Source organism: Serratia sp. CY55921 (assembly GCF_052167655.1).
GTDB lineage: Bacteria > Pseudomonadota > Gammaproteobacteria > Enterobacterales > Enterobacteriaceae > Serratia > Serratia ureilytica.
This window is the reverse complement of the sequence record NZ_JBJNMU010000002.1, coordinates 136,621-160,926: the sequence shown is the minus strand read 5'-3', so window position 1 is coordinate 160,926 and position 24,306 is coordinate 136,621. Positions and strand designations below refer to the sequence as shown.

Sequence of the window (24,306 nt, the reverse complement as noted above, 5' to 3'; positions counted from 1 at the left end):
CTGCGGCATAAAAGTTTCTGAGTAATGGTGCTGTTTCACCAGCCAGTGGGTCGCCCCACTGGTTTTTTTATTTGCGGTTAGGGCGATGGACTTGCATTTTCCTCGCCGTGACCTAAGGTTTTTGCTTCTGCTTTGGGATCAGGGAAGAGGATATGGAACGCCTGAGACGGTTATCACTGCGCATCAACCCCATCTTTGCCGCCTTCCTGCTGATCGCTTTTCTCTCCGGCATCGCCGGCGCGTTGCTGACGCCGACGCTCAGCCTGTTTCTGACCACCGAAGTTAAGGTGCGGCCGCTGTGGGTCGGGTTGTTTTACACCGCCAACGCGGTGGCCGGCATCGTCGTCAGCTTCCTGCTGGCCAAACGTTCCGACACCCGCGGCGATCGGCGCAGGCTGATCCTGCTGTGCTGCCTGATGGCGGTCGGCAACTGCCTGCTGTTCGCTTTCAACCGCGACTACATGACGCTGATCACCGCCGGGGTGTTGATGTCCGCCGTTGCCAACACCGCCATGCCGCAGATCTTCGCGCTGGCGCGGGAATACGCCGACAGCGAGGCGCGTGAAGTGGTGATGTTCAGTTCGGTGATGCGCGCCCAGCTTTCGCTGGCGTGGGTGATAGGCCCGCCGCTGTCGTTTGCGCTGGCGCTGAATTACGGCTTTACCGTGATGTTCCTGATCGCCGCCGCCACCTTCGCCATCTGCGTGCTGCTGGTCGGGTTCATGCTGCCTTCGGTGCCGCGCGCGGCGGACGGCGACGGGCTGCGGGACGGCGCTTCCGCGCCGATTGCGCCCGCCAGCGCCTGGCGCAATCGCGACGTGCGTCTGCTGTTCATCGCCTCGATGCTGATGTGGACCTGCAACACCATGTATATCATCGACATGCCGCTGTATATTACCGCCGATCTCGGCCTGCCTGAGGGGCTGGCCGGGGTGCTGATGGGCACCGCTGCCGGGCTGGAGATCCCGGCGATGCTGCTGGCCGGTTACTACGTCAAACGTTTCGGCAAGCGCAACATGATGCTGCTGGCGGTGGCGGCGGGCGTGCTGTTTTACCTCGGGCTGACGGTGCTGGCGACCAAGCCGACCCTGATCGCATTGCAGCTGCTCAACGCGGTGTTTATCGGCATCGTCGCCGGTATCGGCATGCTCTATTTTCAAGATTTGATGCCGGGCCGACCGGGCGCCGCCACCACGCTGTTCACCAACAGCATCTCGACCGGGGTGATCCTGGCCGGGGTGCTGCAGGGCGCGCTGGTGGAGAACCTCGGTCATGGCTCGGTGTATTGGATGGCGGCGCTGCTGGCGCTGGCGGCGCTCTGGATGAGCGCCAAAGTGCGTGAAGTGTGAGGTCAAACGACGGCATTCTTGATGCAAGTCATTGAGAAGGCTGAAGCGGACGCCCAAGCTGAAGGCATATGGAGCGCGATCGTTGCGTCCACGCCCGTCTCGCTATTGAGATGCCGCCTTGTTGTTTAGAACAGTGGGAACGTTATGGATAAACTCACACCGCTCAAACCGCTTCCTTCCCTGTGCGCCCTTGCCGCCACGCTGATCATCTGGTTCCTCATTCCCGTGCCGGAGGGCGTTGCGCCCAACGCCTGGCAGCTGCTGGCGCTGTTTATCGGCACTATCATCGCCATCATCGGCAAGGCGATGCCGATCGGCGCGGTCTCGGTGATCGCCATCGCCCTGGTGGCGGTGACCGGCGTCACCAATCCCGGCAAGCCGGGCGCCGCGCTGGACGACGCGCTCAGCGGTTTTTCCAACCAGCTGATCTGGCTGATCGGCTTTTCTATCATGATCTCCCTCAGCCTGAACAAAACCGGGCTGGGCGCGCGCATCGGTTACTACTTTATCTCGCTGTTCGGTAAAAAAACGCTCGGCATCGCCTACGCATTGACGTTGGCGGAAACCACCCTGGCGCCGGTGACGCCGAGCAACACCGCGCGCGGCGGCGGCATCATTCACCCGATCATGAAATCGATCGCCGACAGCTTTGGTTCCAAACCCGAGCTCAATACCTCCGGCAAGATCGGCCGCTATCTGTCGCTGGTGAACTACAACATTAACCCGGTCACCTCGGCGATGTTTATCACCGCCACGGCGCCTAACCCGCTGATTGTCAGCCTGATCGCCAAAGGCACCCACGGCAGCTTCGAACTGTCCTGGTCGATGTGGGCGATTGCCGCCCTGGTGCCGGGGCTGTGTTCGCTGATCGTGATGCCGCTGGTCATTTATCTGCTGTACCCGCCGGAGGTGAAAAGCACCCCGGACGCGCCGCGTTTTGCCTGCGAAAAGCTGCAGGCGCTGGGGCCGGTGACGCTGCCGGAGAAAATTACTCTCGCGGTGTTCGCGCTGCTGTTGGTACTGTGGGCCGGCATTCCGGCGATGATTTTCGGCCCGGCGCTGGCGGTCAATCCTACCACCGCGGCGCTGATCGGCCTGGCGGTGCTGCTGGCTACCGGGGTGCTGAGCTGGGAGGATGTGCTGAAGCATAAAGGGGCCTGGGATACCGTCGTGTGGTTCTCGGCGCTGGTGATGATGGCCAGTTTCCTCGGCAAGCTGGGGCTGATCGGCTGGCTGTCGCAGACCGTCGGCAACGGCATCGACCATATGGGCATGAGTTGGGTGGGCGGCACGATCTTGCTGACCATCATTTATCTGTATTCTCACTATTTCTTCGCCAGCACCACTGCGCACGTAACGGCGATGTTCGCCGCCTTCTTCGCTGCCGGCATCGCGCTCGGCGCGCCGCCGGCGCTGCTGGGCCTGATCCTGGCGTTCTCTTCTTCGCTGATGATGTCGCTGACGCATTACGGGACCGGCACCGCGCCGATCATCTTTGGCTCCGGCTATGTGACGTTGGGGGAGTGGTGGAAAGCGGGATGGGTGATGAGCGTGGTTAACCTACTGATCTGGATAGTGATCGGCGGCGCATGGTGGAAGCTGCTGGGCTACTGGTGAGGAAAAAATTCACCCGCCGGGCGGCGGGTGAAGGGGATTAATTCAGAAACGCCGGTTGCTGCGCTTCGTAGCGGGAGATGTCCGCTTCATGCTGCAGCGTCAGGCCGATGCTGTCCAGCCCGTTGATCATGCAGTGGCGGCGGAAGCTGTCTATTTCGAACGGATAGCTTTTGCCACCGGCGTTGACCGTCTGGTTCTCCAGATCCACCACGAACTCCGTACCCTCGTTGGCGTCAACCAGTTTGAACAGCTCATCCACCTGCTGCTCGCTCAGCGTGACCGGCAACAGCTGGTTGTTAAACGAGTTGCCGTAGAAGATATCGGCGAAGCTCGGCGCGATCACCACTTTGAAACCGTAGTCGGTCAGCGCCCAAGGGGCGTGTTCGCGCGAGGAGCCGCAGCCGAAGTTCTCCCGCGCCAACAGGATGCTGGCGCCTTTATAGCGCGGTTTGTTCAGCACGAACTCCGGGTTGGGTTGCTGGCCGGCATCGTCGAGGAAGCGCCAGTCGTTGAACAGGTGCTGGCCGAAACCGGTACGGGTCACCTTCTGTAAAAACTGCTTGGGAATAATGGCGTCGGTGTCGACGTTGGCCGCATCCAAAGGCACCACTAAGCCGGTATGTTGAGTAAATTTAGCCACGTTAGCCCCTTAGTGAATATCACGGATGTCAGCGAAGTGACCGGCGACGGCGGCCGCGGCGGCCATTGCCGGGCTGACCAGGTGGGTGCGCCCACCGCGGCCCTGGCGCCCTTCGAAGTTACGGTTGCTGGTGGACGCGCAGCGCTCGCCCGGATTCAGACGGTCGTTGTTCATCGCCAGGCACATCGAGCAACCCGGCAAGCGCCATTCGAAACCGGCTTCAATAAAGATTTTGTCCAACCCTTCGGCTTCCGCCTGGGCCTTCACCGGGCCGGAGCCCGGCACCACGATGGCCTGCACGCCGTTGGCGACCTTGCGCCCCTTGGCGATCGCCGCCGCCGCACGCAGATCTTCGATGCGCGAGTTGGTGCAGGAACCGATGAACACTTTGTCGATCGGCACTTCGGTCAATTTGATGCCCGGCTTCAAATCCATGTAGGCCAGCGCTTTCTCGGCGGAGGCGCGCTCAACCGGATCGTTAAACGATTCCGGCGCCGGGATCGCCTGATTGACGGCGATCACCTGGCCAGGGTTGGTGCCCCAGGTGACCTGCGGCGCGATCTCTTCGGCGCGCAGCGTCACCACGGTATCGAACTGGGCGTCGGCGTCGGACTTCAGCGTGCGCCAGTAAGCGACCGCCTGCTCCCAGTTTTCACCGGTCGGCGCGAACTGACGCCCCTTCAGGTAGGCGAAGGTGGTGTCGTCCGGCGCGACCAACCCGGCTTTGGCGCCCATTTCGATCGCCATGTTGCACAGGGTCATGCGGCCTTCCATGCTCAATGCCTCGATCGCCTTGCCGCAGAACTCCACCACGTGGCCGGTGCCGCCGGCGCTGCCGGTTTTGCCGATCACCGCCAGCACGATGTCTTTGGCGGTAATGCCCTCGGCGGCATCGCCGGTGACCTCAATCTTCATGGTTTTGGCCCGGCCCTGCTTCAGGGTCTGGGTCGCCAGCACGTGCTCCACTTCGGAGGTGCCGATGCCGAACGCCAGCGAGCCGAAAGCGCCGTGGGTGGCGGTGTGCGAGTCGCCGCAGACGATGGTCATGCCCGGCAGCGTCATGCCTTGCTCAGGCCCGATCACGTGTACGATGCCCTGGAACGGGTGGTTCAGGTCATACAGCGAAACGCCGAATTCCGCGCAGTTCTTGATCAGCTCCTGCATCTGGATGCGTGCCATTTCGCCGCTGGCGTTGATGTCTTTGGTCTGGGTCGACACGTTGTGATCCATGGTGGCGAAGGTTTTGCCGGGCTGGCGCACCTTGCGGCCCATGGCGCGCAGGCCGTCGAATGCCTGCGGCGAAGTGACTTCGTGCACCAGGTGACGGTCGATATACAGCAACGGCGTTTCGTTCGGCGCTTCGTGCACCACGTGGGCGTCGTACAGCTTCTGGTATAAGGTCTTGGCCATGTTATGCCCCCTGAGCTACAAAGCGAGCGATGATGTCGCCCATTTCATCGGTGCTGACGGCTTTGCCGTCACCGGCCAGATCGGCGGTACGGTAGCCCTGTTCCAACGCCTGGTTGATGGCGCGCTCCACGGCGTCGGCCGCTTCATCGGCGCCCAGGCTGTAACGCAGCAGCAGGGTGGCGGACAGGATCTGCGCAATCGGGTTGGCGATGCCTTTGCCTGCAATATCCGGCGCGGAACCGCCCGCCGGTTCGTACAGGCCGAAGCCTTGCTCGTTCAGGCTGGCGGACGGCAGCATGCCCATCGAGCCGGTAATCATCGCGCACTCGTCGGACAGGATGTCGCCGAACAGGTTGGAACACAGCAGCACGTCGAACTGGGACGGATCCTTGATCAGCTGCATGGTGGCGTTGTCGATATACATGTGCGACAGCGACACGTCCGGGTAATCCTTGGCGACCTGATTGACCACTTCACGCCACAAGATGGAACTTTGCAGCACGTTGGCCTTGTCGATCGACGTCACCTTGTGGCGGCGCTTGCGGGCGGATTCGAAGGCGATGCGCGCGATGCGTTCAATCTCGAAACGGTGATACACCTCGGTGTCGAAGGCGCGCTCCTGCATGCCCTGGCCTTCGCGGCCCTTCGGCTGGCCGAAATAGATGCCGCCGGTCAGTTCGCGCACGCACAGAATGTCGAAGCCGCGGGCGGCGATATCGGCGCGCAGCGGGCAGAACGCCTCCAACCCTTGATACAGGCGGGCCGGGCGCAGGTTGCTGAACAGTTTGAAGTGCTTGCGCAGTGGCAACAGCGCGCCGCGTTCCGGCTGCTCGGCCGGCGGCAGGTGTTCCCATTTCGGGCCGCCCACCGAACCGAACAGGATGGCGTCGGCCTGCTCGCAGCCGGCGACGGTCGCCGCCGGCAACGGGCTGCCGTGGCGATCGATGGCGATGCCGCCGACGTCGTACTCGGCGGTGGTGATGCGAATGTCAAAGCGTTGACGCACCGCGTCCAACACTTTGCGCGCCTGAGCCATTACTTCCGGGCCGATGCCGTCTCCGGGCAAGACGGCAATGTGATAAGTCTTCGTCATGTTCACACCGTTTCCTGATTATTTTGATGTTTGTTTTGCTGCAGGCGCTGCTTTTCTTTTTCTACCTGCTGTGAGCGCCAAATATTGTTCAACACGTGCACCATCGCCTTGGCGGAGGATTCGACGATGTCGGTCGCCAGACCTACGCCGTGGAAGCGGCGGCCGTTGTATGAGACCACGATATCCACCTGGCCCAGCGCGTCGCGGCCATGGCCCTTGGCGGTCAGTTGGTATTTCACCAGCTCGATCGGGTAGTCGGTGATGCGATTGATTGCCTGATAAACCGCATCGACCGGGCCATTGCCGGTGGCGGCCTCGGCTTTCTCTTCGCCGCCGCAGATCAGTTTCACCGAGGCGGTGGCCATGATGCTGCTGCCGGACTGCACGCTGAAGTAGCCCAGGCTGAAGTGCTCCGGCTCTTCCTGCTGTTTATTGATGAAGGCCAGCGCCTCCAGGTCATAGTCGAACACCTGGCCTTTTTTGTCGGCCAGCTTCAGGAAGGCGGCGTACAGGGTGTCCAGGTTGTAGTCCTGCTCCTGGTAGCCCATCTCTTCCATGCGGTGTTTCACCGCCGCGCGGCCGGAGCGGGAAGTCAGGTTCAACTGCACGTCTTTCAGGCCGATCGACTGCGGGGTCATGATTTCGTAGTTTTCGCGGTTCTTCAGCACGCCGTCCTGGTGAATGCCGGAGGAGTGGGCGAAGGCGTTGGCGCCGACGATCGCCTTGTTGGCCGGGATCGGCATGTTGCACAGCTGGCTGACGATCTGGCTGGTGCGGAAGATTTCCTGATGATTGATGTTGGTGTGCACGTTCATGATGTCCTGGCGCACCTTAATCGCCATGATCACCTCTTCCAGCGAACAGTTGCCGGCGCGCTCACCGATGCCGTTCAGGGTGCCTTCCACCTGACGGGCGCCGGCCTGGACCGCGGCAATGGAGTTGCCGACTGCCATGCCCAAATCGTCGTGGCAGTGTACGGAAATGATGGCTTTGTCGATGTTTGGCACGCGGTCATACAAGGTGGTGATGATACCGCCGAACTGGTTTGGCGTGGTGTAGCCGACGGTATCCGGAATATTGATGGTGGTGGCGCCGGCGTTGATGGCGGCTTCGACCACGCGGCACAGATTGTCGATCGGCGTGCGGCCGGCGTCTTCGCAGGAGAATTCCACGTCGTCGGTATAGTTGCGGGCGCGTTTGACCGAGCGCACTGCCATCTCCAACACTTCGTCGAACGAGCGCTTCAGCTTCGATTCGATGTGCAGGGTGGAGGTGGCCAGGAACACGTGGATACGGAACGCTTCAGCGACGCGCAACGCTTCGGCGGCCACGTCGATGTCTTTGTCCACGCAGCGGGCCAGGCCGCAGACACGACTGTTCTTGATCTGGCGAGCGATGGTTTGCACCGATTCGAAATCGCCCGGCGAAGAGACCGGGAAGCCGACTTCCATCACGTCAACGCCCATTCTTTCCAGCGCCAGCGCAATCTGAATCTTCTCTTTTACGCTCAGGCTGGCCTGCAATGCCTGTTCGCCATCACGCAGCGTGGTATCGAAAATAATGACTTGTTGGCTCATCGGTGCATTCCTTATCGTGTTGATTTCACGCTAAGCGGGCAAAAAAAAACCCGCGCAGTAGCGCGGGTTTCTTATGGGTGATCGGCTGAGTCAGCTCCGAACTTCGTCCACAGGCATACCGCGCAAACAAGATGCGTTGAGTAGTAGGCCTAGTAGACGGTGAGTACGGATCATAATGGTTCAGCTTCTCTTAAATTGGGTGTCTGCCTAATTTGATACGTGATTGGCCTGGCGATGTCAACACCTGATTGAATGCGGGGACAATGCACCGGCTATCCGTCCAAACAGAGGATCATTCGGTAAAAATGCAGCGCTATAGAGAAAAAATGGGAGCAGTTTGCGTGCTGCTTAGCATAAACGAATCGAATATATACTGCGCTAATTGCTTCTGGATTTTGTTGGGTTAAGATTTGTGATGAAAAAATAAGGAGGATTAATCACGGGAGGAAACAAAATAATATTTTTAATACGAATGATTTAAATTGAATTCATATGATTAATTGATTGTTTTAGTCATAATATAACAAAATAATGCGATTTTACACAAAGCGATTGATGTTTTTAGATGGTTTGATTGCTTATGATGTGTTTTTATAGTTTGTCTCATACAGTGGGGTTACGTTGTTTAATTGTATTAATCATTGTTAATACCTAATTATTAGTACCACCCAGGTGGCATTTTTCCTGCTGACGGTAGAAGTGACTGATATGCATTCCATATACGACTTAAATCGTGTCGATAACACGAGGTTTTTTATCGGCTGATGACGGTAATGGCAGGATTTGTCGTGCAAAGATAAGACAATGCGGCGTTTCATTGTTTGTCGAGCATAAGGATTAGATTATCTACACAGGATTTAGTGGAGTGAAATATGGCTGAATATGATTCAGAAATCGCCATGGTCAAAGAGCCGGCGGACATCCATTTGCGCAGCGTCGATCTTAATTTGCTGACGGTGTTTGACGCCGTGATGCAAATGCAAAATATTACGCGAGCCGCTAATTCGCTAGGGATGTCGCAGCCGGCGGTGAGCAACGCGGTAGCGCGTCTGAAGGTGATGTTCAACGACGAGCTGTTCGTGCGCTGCGGGCGCGGGATCCAGCCCACCATGCGGGCCAGACAGCTGTTCGGGCCGGTGCGGCAAGCGCTGCAGCTGGTGCAAAATGAGTTGCCGGGATCTGAGTTTGAGCCGCTGACCAGCACGCGAGCGTTCTCCCTGTCCCTGTGCAGCCCGCTCGATTTGCGTCTGGGCGCCGGGATAATCAATCACGTCAAACAGATAGCGCCGCAGCTTAACCTGCAAATAAAGTCATACATTAACAATAATATTGAACATCAATTACGTTATCAGGACGTCGAATTTGTCATCGGCTACAGCCGTTTCGAGTCGGCGGAGTTTCGCAGCCTGGCGATGTTCGACGACGAATTAGTGCTGGCGGTTGCGCAGGCGCACCCGCGAATAGGGGAGGAGGTGACGCCGGAACACATGTTGGCCGAACAGCACGCGGCGGTTTCCCTGGAAAGTTTTGGATCGTTCAGTAAACCTTTCTATTTAGAGGAGCCGATGCTGCGCGCCGTGACACAACAGTGCACGGATCTCTACAGCGTGTTGAATATGGTGTCGCAAACGGAAATGGTGGCGATTGCGCCCGCCTGGTTGGTGCGGCAACAGACGGAGGCGTTGAAAATAAAGGCAGTTCCTTTGTGCGCCAATCACAATAAAGCGACCTGCTATCTTTCCTGGCATGAATCCTCCGAACGGGATAAAGGGCACCAGTGGATGAAGTCCGTCCTGATTGAGGCGGGTAACCCAAAGTAAAGCGATAAAAAATGGGGATATATAAAGATAATATTCAACTGAGCGTTTTTTTCTCATGATAAAAACTAAGAACTATCTGGGTTTTTATTAAGATGTTTCTTGGTTTTGCGGCGATTAAATAACTTATTTTCAGGGTGAGTTGGTTCGTTTACCAAAAATAATTAATATAAATTAATATTCTGATTTTTACTTTACGACTGGTATTTTAAACTAACTCGATGCGGCGGCCCAGATGGGCCGCGTTTTATTGCCGCCAGCAAACCTTTTCCTTCCCGTTCTGTCCAACCCATGAAAGCGCGAAAGCCGGCCTGAGTTTTGGCTCACACTTCTACGCTGAAATCGCTTTTCCCCCTGCCTGAGAGTAGGTAGACTGCGCGGAAAAAAGTAAACACGTGTAAGCTGAGATGAGGGCCGTAAGGCGTCGTTCAGGCTTAACTGTATGATTCATTTCAGGCTTAGAGCACTATGATCACTAATCTGCTGCAATACCATTTGATCCATCGTATACAGCATCAAATCACCCACCGAGCCGATCGCACAGCTTTTCGCCAATGGTCGCCCAACGGCGAGTTTCAACTGACCTGGGAAGAGGCCGCCGTTCGCATCGATCGCATTGCCGCCGGGCTGTTGGCCCTGGGGGCCGAAGTGCAAGAGCGCATCGGCATTTTCGCCAATAACGGCATGGCCTGGTCGCTGGCCGATCTCGCGATTCTCCACCTGCGCGGCGTCAGCGTGCCGCTCTATTCCACCAATACGCCGGCGCAGGCGGCCTTCGTCATCAACGACGCCGACATTCGCATACTGTTCGTCGGCGAACAGGCACAGTTGGACGCGGCCATCGCGCTGCGCGGCGTTTGCCCACAGCTGCGCCATATTATCGTGTTTGACCAAGATGCCGATCTGCGCGGCTGCGAGATAGCGCGACACCTGAGCGCCTTCGAGCATGCCGCCGATCCGGCGGCTTTTATCGCTCAACGTCGGCAGCGCATTGAAGAGTGCGACCTGCAGGACCTCTTCACCCTGATCTATACCTCGGGCACCACCGGCGAGCCGAAAGGGGTGATGCTGGATTACCGCAACCTGGCGGCGCAGCTCTACCTGCATGATGAGAGACTGACGGTTGGCGAAGAAGATGTGTCGCTCAGTTTCCTGCCGCTGTCGCATGTATTCGAGCGTGCCTGGAGCTTCTTTGTCATGCATTCCGGCGCGCAGAACGTCTTCCTGCCGAACACTGACTGGGTACGGGAAGCGATGGGGCAGGTCCGCCCGACGCTGATGTGCGCGGTACCGCGTTTCTACGAGAAGATTTTCAGCGCGGTGCATGAAAAAGTGGCGCGCGCGCCTTGGCTGCGCCGCGCGCTGTTCCACTGGGCGATCGTCTGCGGGGAGCGCAAGTTCCTTCAGGAGCGGGCCGGCAAACCGTTGGGTAAACTGTTCGAACTCTCTCATCGCTGGGCCGACAAGCTGGTATTGAGCAAGCTGCGCGGCATCCTCGGCGGCCGGGTGCGCTTCCTGCCGGCGGCGGGCGCCAAGCTGGATGACAATGTGATCCTGTTTTTCCAGGCGATGGGCGTCAACATCAAGTACGGCTATGGCATGACCGAAACCTGTGCGACCGTGTCCTGCTGGGAAGAAGGGCATTTCCGCTTCGGCTCTATCGGCAAACCGCTGCCGGAGGTCGAGGTGCGCATCGGTGAAGAAAATGAAATCCAGGTGCGCGGGCCGATCGTGATGCGCGGCTATTTCAACAAACCGTTGGAAACCGCCGCGACCTTTACCGCAGACGGCTGGCTGAAAACCGGCGATGCCGGGGCGATCGATGAAGAGGGCAATCTGTTCATCACCGAGCGCCTTAAGGATTTGATGAAAACCTCCGGCGGCAAATACATCGCGCCGCAGATGCTGGAAGGCACGCTGGCGCAGGACCGCTTTATCGAGCAGGTGGCGATCATCGCCGATGCGCGCAAGTTCGTTTCCGCGCTGATCGTGCCGTGCTTTGAGTCGCTGGAAGAGTACGCGAAGTCAGTCAACCTGAAGTATCAGGATCGCCTGGAGCTGCTGCGCAACGGTGAAATCCTCGAGATGTTCGAAAAGCGTCTGCGTGAGATGCAAAAGGAGCTGGCGCGCTTCGAGCAGGTGAAGAAGTTCACGCTGCTGCCGGCGGCCTTTTCCATGGAGCTGGGGGAGCTGACGCCAACGCTGAAGCTGCGCCGCAAAGTGATCCTGCAGCGCTATCAGCGTGAAATCGACTCCATGTACCAGGAACAGGGCTGAGGCCGCCGCCGGGCCGCGCGTTCGGCGAAAAAAACGGCATATTCTTCGCCTGATTTAGTTCTGTAATTTTCCCTCTGTTCGAAACAATGCCTAGCCTGACGCCCCTGGGGCTAGCGCATTGTTTTTATAAAGTCGCGATCTCCAGCCGCTTGGCAATAACCCCGCCGTCGTTAAGCCATTTTGCCGTTTGCCTGCCCCATATTCTGACGTTATGTTAATTCGATAGCGACAACCCATAAAAATTTAGGGGCATTGCCCCGCAGCAGGCGCTACGTTCCGGCGCCAGAGAAGAATAAGCAAGCCTGGAGGCAAACCCATGGAGATGTTGTCAGGAGCCGAGATGGTCGTCCGATCGTTGATCGATCAGGGCGTTAAACATGTATTCGGCTACCCCGGCGGGGCGGTGCTCGATATCTACGACGCCCTGCATACGGTCGGAGGGATCGATCATATTCTGGTGCGCCACGAGCAAGGTGCGGTGCACATGGCCGACGGTTACGCGCGCGCCACCGGCGAAGTGGGCGTGGTGCTGGTGACCTCCGGCCCCGGCGCCACCAACGCCATTACCGGTATCGCTACCGCTTATATGGACTCGATCCCGATGGTCGTCCTGTCGGGGCAGGTGCCCAGCTCGCTGATCGGCTACGACGCCTTCCAGGAGTGCGATATGGTGGGGATTTCTCGGCCGGTGGTGAAACACAGCTTCCTGGTGAAACGCACCGAAGACATCCCGGCGGTGTTGAAGAAGGCCTTTTACCTGGCCTCCAGCGGCCGCCCCGGCCCGGTGGTGATCGATCTGCCGAAAGACATCGTCGGCCCGGCGGTGCGGATGCCTTATGCCTATCCGCAGGACGTGAGCATGCGTTCTTACAACCCGACGGTGCAGGGCCACCGCGGGCAAATCAAACGCGCGCTGCAAACCATTCTGGCGGCCAAAAAGCCGGTGATGTACGTCGGCGGCGGCGCGATCAACGCCGGTTGCGAAGCCGAACTGTTGGCGTTGGCGGAGCAGCTGAACCTGCCGGTGACCAGCAGCCTGATGGGGTTGGGGGCCTTCCCCGGCACTCATCGCCAGAGCGTCGGCATGCTCGGCATGCACGGCACCTATGAAGCCAATAAAACCATGCACCATGCCGACGTGATCTTCGCCGTCGGCGTGCGTTTCGACGATCGTACGACCAACAATCTGGCCAAATACTGTCCGGATGCCACCGTGCTGCACATCGATATCGATCCGACCTCGATCTCCAAAACGGTGGACGCCGATATCCCGATCGTCGGCGATGCCAAGCAGGTGCTGGTGCAGATGCTGGAGCTGCTGGCGCAGGACGAGAAAGCGCAGGATCACGATGCGCTGCGCGATTGGTGGCAGTCTATCGAGCAGTGGCGCGCCCGCGACTGCCTGGGCTACGACAAAAACAGCGGCACCATCAAGCCGCAGGCGGTGATTGAAACCCTGCATCGCCTGACCAAAGGCGACGCCTATGTGACCTCGGACGTCGGCCAGCACCAAATGTTCGCCGCGCTCTATTATCCGTTCGACAAACCGCGCCGTTGGATCAACTCCGGCGGCCTCGGCACCATGGGCTTCGGCCTGCCGGCGGCATTGGGCGTCAAGCTGGCGCTGCCGGAGGAAACCGTGGTGTGCGTGACCGGCGACGGCAGCATTCAGATGAATATTCAGGAGCTGTCCACCGCGCTGCAATATAACCTGCCGGTGGTGGTGGTGAACCTCAACAACCGCTATTTGGGCATGGTCAAGCAGTGGCAGGACATGATTTATTCCGGCCGTCATTCGCAGTCTTACATGGATTCACTGCCGGACTTCGTCAAGCTGGCCGAGGCTTACGGCCATGTCGGCATCGCCATCCGCACGCCGGATGAGCTGGAAAGCAAGCTGGCGCAGGCGCTGGCGGAAAAAGAGCGGCTGGTGTTCGTCGACGTGACCGTCGATGAAACCGAACATGTCTACCCGATGCAGATCCGCGGCGGAAGCATGGACGAAATGTGGCTTAGCAAAACGGAGAGGACCTGATCATGCGCCGTATTTTATCTGTCTTGCTGGAAAACGAATCCGGCGCCCTGTCGCGCGTGGTGGGGTTGTTCTCCCAGCGCGGTTACAACATCGAGAGCCTGACGGTGGCGCCGACCGACGATCCGACGCTGTCGCGCATGACTATCCAGACCGTCGGCGACGAGAAAGTGCTGGAGCAGATTGAGAAGCAGTTGCACAAGCTGGTGGACGTGTTGCGCGTCAGCGAGCTGGTGCAGGGCGCTCACGTTGAACGCGAGATCATGCTGGTGAAGCTGCAGGCCAGCGGCTACGGCCGTGAAGAGGTGAAACGCTGCGCCGATATTTTCCGTGGCCAGATCGTCGATGTGACGGCGACGCTGTATACGGTGCAGCTGGCCGGCACCAGCGACAAGTTGGACGCTTTCCTGAGCGCGGTGCGTGAAGTGGCGGAGATTGTGGAAGTGGCGCGTTCCGGCGTGGTCGGCGTGTCGCGCGGCGACAAAATCATGCGCTGAGCGCGGTCTGGCGGCGAATAATCGGGGGCGCGGCGTGGCTGCGCCCTTTGTTTTTCGGCCTTTTTTGCCCGATTGCCGGCACCTTTCGGCAAAAGCGGTTGCTAGGTAGTGTTTTCTGCTGTTAGATCGCAGAGGCTGGATTGAATAACCGCACGGGATGCCATGGTTAATCCGAGCACAGCCTTCACTTCTATTTTCAGCGTCATTAAGGGGTTAATGTGAAACTGGATGAAATCGCGCGTCTCGCGGGCGTTTCGCGCACGACGGCCAGTTATGTCATCAACGGCAAGGCGAAGCAGTATCGTGTCAGCGATAAAACCGTCGAGAAAGTGATGGCCGTGGTCAGGGAGCATAACTATCACCCGAATGCCGTCGCGGCGGGGCTGCGCGCCGGGCGCACCCGTTCTATCGGCCTGGTGATCCCGGATCTGGAAAATACCAGCTATACCCGCATCGCCAACTACCTGGAGCGCCAGGCGCGCCAGCGGGGTTACCAATTGCTGATCGCCTGTTCCGAAGATCAGCCGGACAACGAAATGCGCTGCATTGAGCACCTGCTGCAGCGTCAGGTGGACGCCATCATCGTCTCCACCGCCTTGCCGCCGGAGCATCCTTTCTATCAACGCTGGGCCAACGATCCGCTGCCGATCATCGCGCTGGACCGCGCGCTGGATCGCGAGCATTTCATCAGCGTTGTGGGCGCCGATCAGGAAGACGCTTTTGCGTTGGCGCAGGAGCTGCGCACCTTCCCGGCGGAGTCGGTGCTGTACCTGGGCGCCTTGCCGGAGCTTTCGGTCAGCTTCCTGCGTGAGCAGGGCTTCCGCCAGGCCTGGCAAGAGGATCCCCGCCACGTCGATTACCTGTACGCCAACAGCTACGAACGCGAAGCCGCCGGCGCGTTGTTTGCCGAATGGTTGAAAGCGCACCCGATGCCGCAGGCGCTGTTTACCACGTCGTTCTCTTTATTGCAGGGCGTGATGGACGTGACGCTGAAGCAACGCGGCCGCTTGCCGACCGATCTGGCGATCGCCACCTTCGGCGATCATGAACTGTTGGATTTCCTTGAGTGCCCGGTATTGGCGGTAGCGCAGCGCCATCGCGACGTGGCCGAACGCGTGCTGGAACTGGTGCTGGCCAGCCTGGACGAGCCGCGTAAACCCAAGCCGGGGCTGACGCGCATTCGCCGCAATCTGTTCCGCCGCGGCAGTCTGAGCCGCAAGTAGTTTGGCTGACAGGGGCCCGCGTTGGCGGGCTCCTTTAGACGTAACCCGCTACCCGAAACAGCCGCCGGCAGTACTCCAGGAAGTAACCATACACCACGCCCATCGCCATGGAGACCAGCGCATTGCTGGTTACCGCCGCCAGCATTTGTTGGCCGTCGGCGCCCACGCTCCATAAAATTGCAGCATAAACCGGCGACTGGAAGCTGACATAGGCCAGCAGATCGGCGAGATTGCGCAGTAGGAACTGGCCGTGCGGGCAGCGGCGCGCCGTGCGGATAAACAGATCGCGATAGCGGCCATAAGGCCAGGCGATCAGAATGTTGACCGGGATCGACAACAGGCGTGAAGAGAGGGATTGCTGGAAGCTCATGCCGGAGATCAACACTTCAATCGCCATACCGGCGATAAAGCAGTACACCACCAGTGCAAACGTATCGGCAGCGGCGCTGCGCCAGTGTGCGGCGGGCGAAAGCATGTATCTCTCCTTTTGTGTTAATGTGCTGTTAATTTTATAATTTGCGGTTGTTAATTCTGGTTTTTTGCTTTTTATATAGTTTACTGATCTGGTTTGTGTTTTTTAACTAGGTTTATATTTTTATTTTTAACATTTGTTCGGTTTTTGTCCCGCAGAGCCGGGGCGCAGGAAGGGATGGAGAGATTAAAATCGGTGTTTTTAAATAAACCTATTAAAAACATGCTGTTGCGATTTTTTGTGTCCGCGGGGGGATTTTTCCGGCAAAAATTGTGGAAATAAAGGTGTAAGAAAATGAAACCATAATTGTAAACAGGTGTTTTGGGAATAATCTTACCAAATTGATTTAAATCGAAATTACTTCTGCTCGTAATATCCGAGTCATTTATTTTCGCCGTGCTCTCATCATGGCGGTGCAAATTGAAGTAAAATAGCGCGCAGTTTCACGGTGAATAACGATTGAGCGTTATTAACTCAAGGAGTTATAGCCTTATTCTGCGGTCGACTCGTCAGGCGCCGAGCCTTGGCGCGCGCGGGGCGGCAGCGGTTACAGCCCTGAGATTGCCGAGCTGAAAAATGAGACATGGCTTGCAGAAGGAAGTAATGAGTTAATTAATCGCCAGTTCGTCAGGTTTTTAATCAGATTCTTTCCGCCTAGAAAATTCTCTCCGTTTATCATGGTGTTAATTTTTAATCGTCGAATAATCAGAGTTTCTTTCGCGAGTCAGCTCCCAAAATGACCAGAGAAATATTGCCAAAGCGCTGGCGCTCTGGCTTGACAAGGTTTTCATACCCTCCGTAAACTCCATTGTGTGGGAATTTGTGGGGTAAAGTGGTGAAAACGGTCACTAAGGGGTAGCTCAGGAATGTTCCGTGGAGCGACGATGGTCAACCTCGACAGCAAAGGGCGGCTCGCCGTACCTACCCGATATCGGGAATTGCTCAACGAGGAATCGCAAGGCCAAATGGTCTGTACCATTGACCTCCATCAGCCCTGCCTGCTGCTTTATCCTTTGCCCGAATGGGAAATTATTGAACAAAAATTATCACGTCTGTCGAGCATGAATCCCGCCGAGCGCCGCGTTCAGCGCCTGCTGTTGGGACATGCCAGTGAGTGTCAGATGGATAGTGCCGGTCGTTTGCTGTTAGCCAGTACGCTGCGGCAACACGCCGGGCTCACGAAAGAAGTGATGCTGGTCGGTCAGTTCAACAAGTTTGAACTGTGGGATGAACAGACCTGGTATCAACAAGTCAAGGATGATATTGACGCTGAACAGTCGACTCAGGAACCGTTGTCTGAGCGGCTACAGGACTTGTCGCTATAAGCATGTTGGAAAACTATAAACACACCACCGTCCTGCTGGACGAAGCCGTCAACGGCCTCAATATCCGCAGCAACGGCATATATATCGACGGTACTTTTGGTCGCGGTGGCCATTCTCGTCTGATTCTGTCCCAACTGGGGCCGGAAGGGCGCTTGCTGGCAATTGACCGTGACCCTCAGGCGATTGCAGCCGCCAAATCTATTGAAGATCCTCGTTTTACCATCGTACACGGCCCATTTTCCGAGTTGTCGCACTATGTGCGGGAGCGCGAGCTGGCGGGCAAGATCGACGGCGTTCTGCTCGATCTGGGCGTTTCCTCGCCGCAGCTTGACGACGCGGAGCGCGGGTTCTCCTTTATGCGCGACGGTCCGCTGGACATGCGCATGGATCCGTCCACCGGCCTGTCTGCCGCAGAGTGGCTGATGAAGGCCGAAGCGGACGACATCGCCTGGGTGCTGAAAACCTTCGGCGAAGAGCGTTTCGCCAAGCGCATCGCGCGCGCCATCGTCGAAAGAAACCGCGTGGAGCCGATGACGCGCACCAAAGAGCTGGCGGATCTGATCGCCGATGCCAGCCCGTTCCGTGAAAAGCACAAGCATCCGGCGACGCGCAGCTTCCAGGCGATCCGCATTTATATCAACAGCGAGCTGGAAGAGATCGAGCGTGCGCTCGACGGCGCGCTGGAAGTGCTGGCCCCGCAGGGCCGTTTGTCGATCATCAGCTTCCATTCGCTGGAAGACCGCATCGTCAAACGCTTTATGCGACACCACAGCCGCGGCGCCCAGGTGCCGGCGGGCATTCCGTTGACCGAGGAGCAACTGCGCGGCATGGGCGGGCGAACGCTGAAAGCGCTGGGCAAAATGATGCCGTCGGAAGCGGAAGTGGCGGACAACCCGCGTGCGCGCAGCTCGGTGCTGCGCATTGCTGAGAGGATGCCCGCGTGATTGGCAACGAACGTCACGGCCTGGTCGGGGTGATTGGCGGCGATCTGCTGCGCAACGCCAAGATCCCCATGATTTTACTGATTGCGTCACTGGTCTCCGCGATTTTCGTGGTGACCACCGCGCACCGCACCCGCCTGCTGACCGCCGAACGCGAGCAGCTGGTTCTGGAGCGCGATGCGCTGGATATCGAGTGGCGCAACCTGATTTTAGAAGAGAACGCCCTCGGCGATCACAGCCGGGTTGAACGTATCGCGACAGAAAAACTGCAGATGCAACACGTTGATCCATCGCAGGAAAATATCATCGTTAAACAATGAATGGTTTAACCGGAATAATGACACGGAGTAGAAAGGAAACGCATGAAAGCAGCGCGCCCCGGTAAGTTGAGACGCCAGGAAGATCAGGCCAGCTTTGTCAGCTGGCGTTTTGCGTTGCTGTGCGGCTGCATTTTGCTGGCGATGGTTGGCCTGATGCTGCGCGTCGCGTACCTGCAGGTCATCAACCCCGATCGTCTGGTGAAAGAAGGCGACATGCGTTCGCTGCGCGTGCAGGAAGTGCCGACCGCGCGCGGCATGATCAGCGATCGCGCCGGCCGTCCGTTGGCGGTCAGCGTGCCGGTGAATGCGGTGTGGGCCGATCCGAAAGAGCTGAACGAACGCGGCGGCATCACGCTGGACAGCCGTTGGAAAGCGCTTTCCGATGCGCTCAACATCCCGCTGGACCAGCTTTCCAACCGCATCAACGCCAACCCGAAAGGGCGCTTCGTTTACCTGGCGCGCCAGGTTAACCCGGCGATCGGCGACTACATCCACAAACTCAAGCTGCCGGGGATCTACCTGCGGCAGGAGTCGCGCCGTTACTACCCGGCGGGGCAGGTGACGTCGCACATCATCGGCGTGACCAACATCGACGGGCAAGGCATCGAAGGCGTCGAGAAGAGCTTCGATCGCTGGCTGACCGGGCAACCGGGCGAGAGAACGGTGCGCAAGGACCGCTTCGGCCGAGTGATTGAAGATATCTCCTCCGTCGATAGCCAGGCGGCGCATAACCTGGTGCTGAGCGTCGATGAGCGCCTGCAGGCGCTGGTGTATCGCGAGCTGAACAACGCCGTGGCGTTCAACAAGGCCGAATCGGGCACTGCGGTGCTGATCGATGTGAACACCGGCGAAGTGCTGGCGATGGCCAACAGCCCGTCTTACAACCCGAACAACATGGCCGGTACGCCGAAAGAAACCATGCGTAACCGCGCTATCACCGATATTTTTGAACCCGGTTCAACCGTGAAGCCAATGGTGGTGATGACCGCGCTGCAAAACGGCGTGGTGAGAGAAAACAGCGTGCTGAACACCATCCCGTACCGCATTCAGGGCCACGAGATCAAAGACGTGGCGCGGTACTCGGAGCTGTCATTGACCGGGATCTTGCAGAAGTCGAGTAACGTCGGTGTTTCAAAGCTGGCGTTAGCGATGCCGTCCTCAGCGTTAGTAGATACTTACTCTCGTTTTGGGCTGGGAAAAGCGACCAATTTGGGGCTGGTCGGAGAAAGCAGTGGCATATACCCAAAAAAACAACGGTGGTCTGACATAGAGAGGGCCACCTTCTCTTTCGGCTACGGGCTGATGGTAACTCCGTTACAGTTGGCGCGAGTCTATGCAACGATCGGCAGTCTGGGCGTGTATCGCCCATTGTCGATCACCAAGGTTGACCCTCCGGTCGCCGGCGAACGCGTTTTCCCTGAACCTCTGGTGCGCACCGTGGTGCACATGATGGAAAGCGTGGCCTTGCCGGGCGGCGGCGGCGTGAAAGCCGCCATCAAGGGATATCGTATCGCCATCAAAACCGGTACCGCGAAAAAAGTGGGCCCGGACGGCAAATACGTCAACCGATACATCGCTTATACCGCCGGCGTCGCGCCGGCAAGTAACCCCCGTTTTGCCCTGGTGGTCGTCATCAACGACCCGCAGGGTGGGAAATACTATGGTGGCGCAATCTCCGCGCCGGTGTTCGGCGCCATCATGGGCGGCGTATTGCGCACCATGAACGTCGAGCCTGACGCGTTGCCCACCGGTGACAAAAGCGAATTAGTGATTAACAAGAAAGAGGGTTCAGGTGGCAGATCGTAATTTGCGCGACTTACTCGCCCCGTGGGTGCCGACGGCGCCCGGGCGCGCGCTGCGGGAAATGACATTAGACAGCCGTGTGGCGGCTGCCGGGGATCTGTTTGTCGCCGTGGTCGGCCATCAAACGGATGGACGCCGCTATATTCCGCAGGCCATCGCGCAGGGCGTCGCCGCCGTGATCGCCGAAGCTGACGGTCAGGCCGAAGACGGCGCCATCGTTGAGATGCACGGCGTGCCGGTGATCTACCTGAGCCAACTGAACCAGCGCCTTTCCGCGCTGGCCGGGCGTTTTTACCATCAGCCGGGCGAGCGTCTGCGGCTGGTCGGCGTGACCGGCACCAACGGCAAAACCACCACCACGCAGTTGTTGGCGCAGTGGAGCCAACTGCTGGGCGAAACCAGCGCGGTGATGGGCACCGTCGGCAACGGTCTGCTGGGCCAGGTCTGCCCGACCGAGAATACCACCGGTTCTGCGGTGGATGTTCAACACGTATTAAACGACTTGGCGGAACAGGGCGCGACCTTCGCCGCGATGGAAGTCTCATCCCACGGTTTGGTGCAACACCGGGTGGCGGCGCTGCCGTTCGCTGCCGCGGTCTTCACCAACCTGAGCCGCGATCACCTGGATTACCACGGTGACATGGCCAATTACGAAGCGGCCAAATGGTCGCTGTTCGCCGCCCACAATGTGGGGCAGGCGATCATCAACGCCGACGATGAAGTCGGCCAGCGCTGGCTGAGCAAGCTGCCGGATGCGGTGGCGGTGACGATGCAGGGCAACCTGCAGCCGGGCTGTCACGGCCGCTGGCTGAAAACCACGGCGGTCGATTATCACGACAACGGCGCCACGGTTCGGTTCAGCTCCAGCTGGGGCGACGGCGAGATCGAAAGCCGCCTGATGGGCGCTTTCAACGTCAGCAATCTGCTGTTGGCATTGGCGACGCTGCTGTCGCTGGGCTACCCGCTGGAGGCGCTGGTGGAAACCGGCAACCGTCTGCAGCCGGTCTGCGGCCGCATGGAAGTGTTTAACGCGCCGGGCAAACCGACGGTCGTGGTGGATTACGCCCACACGCCGGATGCGCTGGAGAAAGCGCTGGAAGCGGCGCGCCTGCACTGCCAGGGGCAGCTGTGGTGCGTCTTCGGCTGCGGCGGCGATCGCGACAAGGGCAAACGTCCGCTGATGGGCGGCATCGCCGAGCAGTTCGCCGATCGCGTGGTGATCACCGATGACAACCCGCGTACCGAAGAGCCGCGCGCGATTATCAACGATATCCTGACCGGATTGCTGGATGCCGGGCAGGCGCTGGTGATCCACGGCCGCGCCGAAGCGGTGACCAGCGCCATCATGCAGGCGCAGGAGCAGGATGTGGTGTTGGTGGCGGGCAAAGGCCACGAAGATTATCAGCTGGTGGGCAACCGCCGCCTGGATTACTCCGACCGCACGACGGTCGCCCGACTGCTGGGGGTGCTGGCATGATCCCTGTCTCTCTTCAGACACTGGCTGAGGTATTGAGCGCTGAACCGATCGGCGCCGATTGCCAAATTGTCGAGGTGACGACAGACACCCGCAAGGTGACCGCCGGTTGCCTGTTTGTGGCGCTGAAAGGCGAGCGTTTCGACGCTCACGACTTCGCGGCGGATGCCGTAGCCGCAGGCGCCGGGGCGTTGCTGGTCAGTAAGCGCTTATTGGTGGACGTGCCGCAGCTGGTGGTGAAAGACACCCGTCTGGCGCTGGGGCAGCTTGGCGCCTGGGTGCGTCAGCAGGTGCCGGCGCGCGTGGTGGCGCTGACCGGCTCCTCGGGCAAGACATCGGTGAAAGAAATGACCGCCGCCATTCTGCGTGAATGCGGCGAAGTGCTGTATACCGCCGGCAACTTCAATAACGACATCGGCGTGCCGTTGACGCTGTTGCGTCTGGAGCCGCAGCATGATTTTGCCGTGATAGAGCTGGGCGCTAACCACATTGGCGAAATTGCTTACACCACCGCATTGACGCGTCCGCAGACCGCTTTGGTGAACAACCTGGCGGCGGCGCACCTGGAAGGCTTCGGCTCGCTGGCCGGCGTCGCCCAGGCGAAAGGTGAAATCTTTACCGGCCTGCCGGCCGACGGCGTGGCGATCATCAACGCCGATAACAACGACTGGCCGCACTGGCAGAGCATGCTGGGCGGCAAAACCGTCTGGCGCTTCTCGCCGCAGGCGGCCGAAGGCGTGGACTTCTTCGCGGACGATGTGCGGGTGAACGGCGCAGGCACGCAGTTTACGCTGCACAGCCCGTTCGGCACCGCCGAGATCGCGCTGCCGCTGCCGGGGCGCCACAACGTGGCCAACGCGCTGGCGGCCACGGCGCTGGCGATGTCGGTGGGCGCCACCCTCGAAGCGGTGCGTCAGGGGTTGAAACAATTGCAGGCGGTGCCGGGGCGTTTGTTCCCGGTGGCGCTGGCCGAAGGCAAGCTGCTGCTGGACGACAGCTACAACGCCAACGTCGGGTCGATGACCGCGGCGGCGCAGGTGCTGGCGGAGATGCCGGGCTACCGCGTGATGGTGGTCGGCGATATGGCCGAGCTGGGCGCAGAAGCGGAAGAGTGCCACCGTCAGGTGGGTGAAGCCGCCCGCCAGGCCGGGGTCGATAAAGTGATCAGCGTCGGCGGGTTGAGCCGCGTGCTGAGCGAGGCTTCCGGCAACGGCGAACATTATCAGGACAAGACAGCAGTGATCGCGCGCGTGGCGGAATTACTGTCGGAACATGCGGTCATCACCGTGTTAATCAAAGGTTCACGTAGTGCCGCAATGGAGCAGGTAGTACGCGCGTTACAGGAGAAAGCACCATGTTAGTTTGGCTGGCCGAGCATTTGGTCAAGTATTACTCAGGCTTCAACGTCTTTTCTTATCTGACGTTCCGAGCCATTGTCAGCCTGCTGACCGCGCTGTTCCTGTCGCTGTGGATGGGCCCGCGGGTGATCAAGCGTCTGCAAGAAATGTCCTTCGGCCAGGTGGTGCGTAACGACGGCCCCGAGTCGCACTTCAGCAAGCGCGGCACGCCGACCATGGGCGGCATCATGATCCTGACCTCCATCACCATTTCGGTGCTGATGTGGGCCTACCCGTCCAACCCGTATGTCTGGTGCGTGCTGTTTGTGCTGGTGGGTTACGGCATCGTCGGTTTCGTCGATGACTACCGCAAGGTGGTGCGTAAGGACACCAAAGGGCTGATCGCCCGCTGGAAGTATTTCTGGCAGTCGGTGATTGCGCTGATTGTCGCATTCGCCATGTACGCCGTAGGAAAAGACACGCCAGCCACCGAGCTGGTTGTGCCGTTCTTTAAGGACGTGATGCCGCAGTTGGGCTTGCTGTACATCCTGCTGGCCTATTTCGTCATCGTCGGCACCAGCAACGCGGTCAACCTGACCGACGGTCTGGACGGCCTGGCGATTATGCCGACGGTATTCGTGGCGGCCGGTTTCGCGCTGGTGGCCTGGGCGACCGGTAACATGAACTTCGCCAACTACCTGCATATTCCGTATCTGCGTCATGCCGGTGAGTTGGTGATCGTCTGCACCGCCATCGTCGGCGCCGGCCTCGGCTTCCTGTGGTTCAACACCTACCCGGCGCAGGTGTTTATGGGCGACGTCGGTTCGCTGGCGCTGGGCGGCGCGCTGGGCACCATCGCGGTGCTGCTGCGCCAGGAGTTTTTGTTGGTGATCATGGGCGGCGTATTCGTGGTAGAGACGTTGTCGGTGATCCTGCAGGTGGGATCGTTCAAGCTGCGCGGACAACGCATTTTCCGCATGGCGCCGATTCACCACCACTATGAATTGAAAGGCTGGCCGGAGCCGCGCGTTATCGTGCGCTTCTGGATCATTTCGCTGATGCTGGTGCTGATTGGCCTGGCAACGCTGAAGGTGCGTTAATC

The 24,306-nt window shown here is 59.0% G+C and carries 19 protein-coding genes; 14 read left to right on the top strand and 5 right to left on the bottom strand.

Features of this window, described 5'->3' with window-relative positions; translation table 11 throughout:
* The first annotated feature begins 152 nt into the window (after window positions 1–152).
* Complete coding sequence (locus ACJ8M3_RS14590; RefSeq protein WP_042783681.1) at window positions 153–1,349, top strand: MFS transporter; 1,197 nt, start codon at window positions 153–155, stop codon at window positions 1,347–1,349.
* 144 nt (window positions 1,350–1,493) lie between these two features.
* Complete coding sequence (locus ACJ8M3_RS14585) at window positions 1,494–2,966, top strand: DASS family sodium-coupled anion symporter (RefSeq protein WP_047572680.1); 1,473 nt, start codon at window positions 1,494–1,496, stop codon at window positions 2,964–2,966.
* Between the two features lie 37 nt (window positions 2,967–3,003).
* Here ACJ8M3_RS14585 and leuD read toward each other — a convergent pair whose 3' ends face one another.
* The 4 genes from leuD to leuA are packed head-to-tail and all read right to left on the bottom strand — an operon-like array spanning window position 3,004 to window position 7,686.
* A complete protein-coding gene (leuD, locus tag ACJ8M3_RS14580) occupies window positions 3,004–3,606 on the bottom strand; it encodes a 3-isopropylmalate dehydratase small subunit (protein WP_025159634.1) in 603 nt (200 codons plus the stop codon).
* A 9-nt stretch (window positions 3,607–3,615) separates the two neighbouring features.
* A complete protein-coding gene (gene leuC, locus ACJ8M3_RS14575) occupies window positions 3,616–5,016 on the bottom strand; it encodes a 3-isopropylmalate dehydratase large subunit (protein ID WP_033651676.1) in 1,401 nt (466 codons plus the stop codon).
* A 1-nt stretch (window position 5,017) separates the two neighbouring features.
* Window positions 5,018–6,109 (bottom strand): 3-isopropylmalate dehydrogenase, encoded by a 1,092-nt coding sequence (gene leuB, locus ACJ8M3_RS14570; protein ID WP_025159635.1) that lies wholly within the window; start codon window positions 6,107–6,109, stop codon window positions 5,018–5,020.
* Between the two features lie 2 nt (window positions 6,110–6,111).
* The gene (gene leuA, locus ACJ8M3_RS14565; RefSeq protein ID WP_033641848.1) at window positions 6,112–7,686 is read right to left on the bottom strand and encodes a 2-isopropylmalate synthase; all 1,575 of its coding nucleotides are present in this window, start codon (window positions 7,684–7,686) and stop codon (window positions 6,112–6,114) included.
* An 872-nt stretch (window positions 7,687–8,558) separates the two neighbouring features.
* Here leuA and leuO point away from each other — a divergent pair.
* The 5 genes from leuO to cra all read left to right on the top strand — a co-directional run bounded on the left by leuO (window position 8,559) and on the right by cra (window position 15,532).
* A complete protein-coding gene (gene leuO, locus ACJ8M3_RS14560) occupies window positions 8,559–9,506 on the top strand; it encodes a transcriptional regulator LeuO (protein WP_033641849.1) in 948 nt (315 codons plus the stop codon).
* Window positions 9,507–9,971: 465 nt separating this feature from the next.
* Window positions 9,972–11,780 carry an AMP-dependent synthetase/ligase gene (locus tag ACJ8M3_RS14555; RefSeq protein WP_033641850.1) on the top strand — a complete coding sequence of 603 codons (1,809 nt, stop codon included), beginning with the start codon at window positions 9,972–9,974 and terminating at the stop codon, window positions 11,778–11,780.
* Window positions 11,781–12,096: 316 nt separating this feature from the next.
* Window positions 12,097–13,815: an acetolactate synthase 3 large subunit gene (gene ilvI, locus ACJ8M3_RS14550; RefSeq protein WP_028127857.1), complete on the top strand. Its 1,719-nt coding sequence runs from the start codon at window positions 12,097–12,099 to the stop codon at window positions 13,813–13,815.
* A 2-nt stretch (window positions 13,816–13,817) separates the two neighbouring features.
* On the top strand, window positions 13,818–14,309 hold the full coding sequence (gene ilvN, locus ACJ8M3_RS14545; protein ID WP_004932806.1) for an acetolactate synthase small subunit: 492 nt from the start codon (window positions 13,818–13,820) through the stop codon (window positions 14,307–14,309).
* 218 nt (window positions 14,310–14,527) lie between these two features.
* A complete protein-coding gene (gene cra, locus ACJ8M3_RS14540) occupies window positions 14,528–15,532 on the top strand; it encodes a catabolite repressor/activator (RefSeq protein WP_033641851.1) in 1,005 nt (334 codons plus the stop codon).
* Between the two features lie 34 nt (window positions 15,533–15,566).
* Here cra and ACJ8M3_RS14535 read toward each other — a convergent pair whose 3' ends face one another.
* Entirely contained in the window at window positions 15,567–16,007 is a 441-nt protein-coding gene (locus ACJ8M3_RS14535) for an L-alanine exporter AlaE (RefSeq protein WP_033651675.1), read from the bottom strand.
* A gap of 863 nt (window positions 16,008–16,870) precedes the next feature.
* On the opposite strand from ACJ8M3_RS14535, the gene mraZ reads away from it, so the two are divergent.
* Genes mraZ through mraY form a run of 7 tightly spaced genes read left to right on the top strand, consistent with a single transcriptional unit; the run spans window position 16,871 to window position 24,304 of the window.
* On the top strand, window positions 16,871–17,329 hold the full coding sequence (mraZ, locus tag ACJ8M3_RS14530; protein WP_004932796.1) for a division/cell wall cluster transcriptional repressor MraZ: 459 nt from the start codon (window positions 16,871–16,873) through the stop codon (window positions 17,327–17,329).
* Between the two features lie 2 nt (window positions 17,330–17,331).
* Window positions 17,332–18,273 (top strand): 16S rRNA (cytosine(1402)-N(4))-methyltransferase RsmH, encoded by a 942-nt coding sequence (rsmH, locus tag ACJ8M3_RS14525; RefSeq protein ID WP_089196585.1) that lies wholly within the window; start codon window positions 17,332–17,334, stop codon window positions 18,271–18,273.
* Window positions 18,270–18,590: a cell division protein FtsL gene (gene ftsL, locus ACJ8M3_RS14520; RefSeq protein ID WP_033651674.1), complete on the top strand. Its 321-nt coding sequence runs from the start codon at window positions 18,270–18,272 to the stop codon at window positions 18,588–18,590. Before rsmH ends, ftsL begins: the two co-directional genes overlap by 4 nt.
* A gap of 42 nt (window positions 18,591–18,632) precedes the next feature.
* Window positions 18,633–20,396, top strand: a complete 1,764-nt coding sequence (locus ACJ8M3_RS14515; protein ID WP_004932790.1) for a peptidoglycan glycosyltransferase FtsI — start codon at window positions 18,633–18,635, stop codon at window positions 20,394–20,396.
* Window positions 20,383–21,870, top strand: a complete 1,488-nt coding sequence (murE, locus tag ACJ8M3_RS14510; RefSeq protein ID WP_038873471.1) for a UDP-N-acetylmuramoyl-L-alanyl-D-glutamate--2,6-diaminopimelate ligase — start codon at window positions 20,383–20,385, stop codon at window positions 21,868–21,870. Before ACJ8M3_RS14515 ends, murE begins: the two co-directional genes overlap by 14 nt.
* Entirely contained in the window at window positions 21,867–23,228 is a 1,362-nt protein-coding gene (murF, locus tag ACJ8M3_RS14505; protein ID WP_033651672.1) for a UDP-N-acetylmuramoyl-tripeptide--D-alanyl-D-alanine ligase, read from the top strand. The genes murE and murF overlap by 4 nt, the downstream gene beginning before the upstream one ends.
* Window positions 23,222–24,304, top strand: a complete 1,083-nt coding sequence (mraY, locus tag ACJ8M3_RS14500) for a phospho-N-acetylmuramoyl-pentapeptide-transferase (RefSeq protein ID WP_004932782.1) — start codon at window positions 23,222–23,224, stop codon at window positions 24,302–24,304. The genes murF and mraY overlap by 7 nt, the downstream gene beginning before the upstream one ends.
* Window positions 24,305–24,306: the final 2 nt, after the last annotated feature.

Excerpts from the sequence above, each read along its gene's own strand:
- ACJ8M3_RS14590 (WP_042783681.1), top strand. The coding sequence starts at position 153 with ATGGAACGCCTGAGACGGTTATCACTGCGCATCAACCCCATCTTTGCC.
- ACJ8M3_RS14585 (WP_047572680.1), top strand. The coding sequence starts at position 1,494 with ATGGATAAACTCACACCGCTCAAACCGCTTCCTTCCCTGTGCGCCCTT.
- leuC (WP_033651676.1), bottom strand. The coding sequence starts at position 5,016 with ATGGCCAAGACCTTATACCAGAAGCTGTACGACGCCCACGTGGTGCAC.
- leuB (WP_025159635.1), bottom strand. The coding sequence starts at position 6,109 with ATGACGAAGACTTATCACATTGCCGTCTTGCCCGGAGACGGCATCGGC.
- leuA (WP_033641848.1), bottom strand. The coding sequence starts at position 7,686 with ATGAGCCAACAAGTCATTATTTTCGATACCACGCTGCGTGATGGCGAA.
- leuO (WP_033641849.1), top strand. The coding sequence starts at position 8,559 with ATGGCTGAATATGATTCAGAAATCGCCATGGTCAAAGAGCCGGCGGAC.
- ACJ8M3_RS14555 (WP_033641850.1), top strand. The coding sequence starts at position 9,972 with ATGATCACTAATCTGCTGCAATACCATTTGATCCATCGTATACAGCAT.
- ilvI (WP_028127857.1), top strand. The coding sequence starts at position 12,097 with ATGGAGATGTTGTCAGGAGCCGAGATGGTCGTCCGATCGTTGATCGAT.
- ilvN (WP_004932806.1), top strand. The coding sequence starts at position 13,818 with ATGCGCCGTATTTTATCTGTCTTGCTGGAAAACGAATCCGGCGCCCTG.
- ACJ8M3_RS14535 (WP_033651675.1), bottom strand. The coding sequence starts at position 16,007 with ATGCTTTCGCCCGCCGCACACTGGCGCAGCGCCGCTGCCGATACGTTT.
- mraZ (WP_004932796.1), top strand. The coding sequence starts at position 16,871 with ATGTTCCGTGGAGCGACGATGGTCAACCTCGACAGCAAAGGGCGGCTC.
- rsmH (WP_089196585.1), top strand. The coding sequence starts at position 17,332 with ATGTTGGAAAACTATAAACACACCACCGTCCTGCTGGACGAAGCCGTC.
- ACJ8M3_RS14515 (WP_004932790.1), top strand. The coding sequence starts at position 18,633 with ATGAAAGCAGCGCGCCCCGGTAAGTTGAGACGCCAGGAAGATCAGGCC.
- murF (WP_033651672.1), top strand. The coding sequence starts at position 21,867 with ATGATCCCTGTCTCTCTTCAGACACTGGCTGAGGTATTGAGCGCTGAA.
- mraY (WP_004932782.1), top strand. The coding sequence starts at position 23,222 with ATGTTAGTTTGGCTGGCCGAGCATTTGGTCAAGTATTACTCAGGCTTC.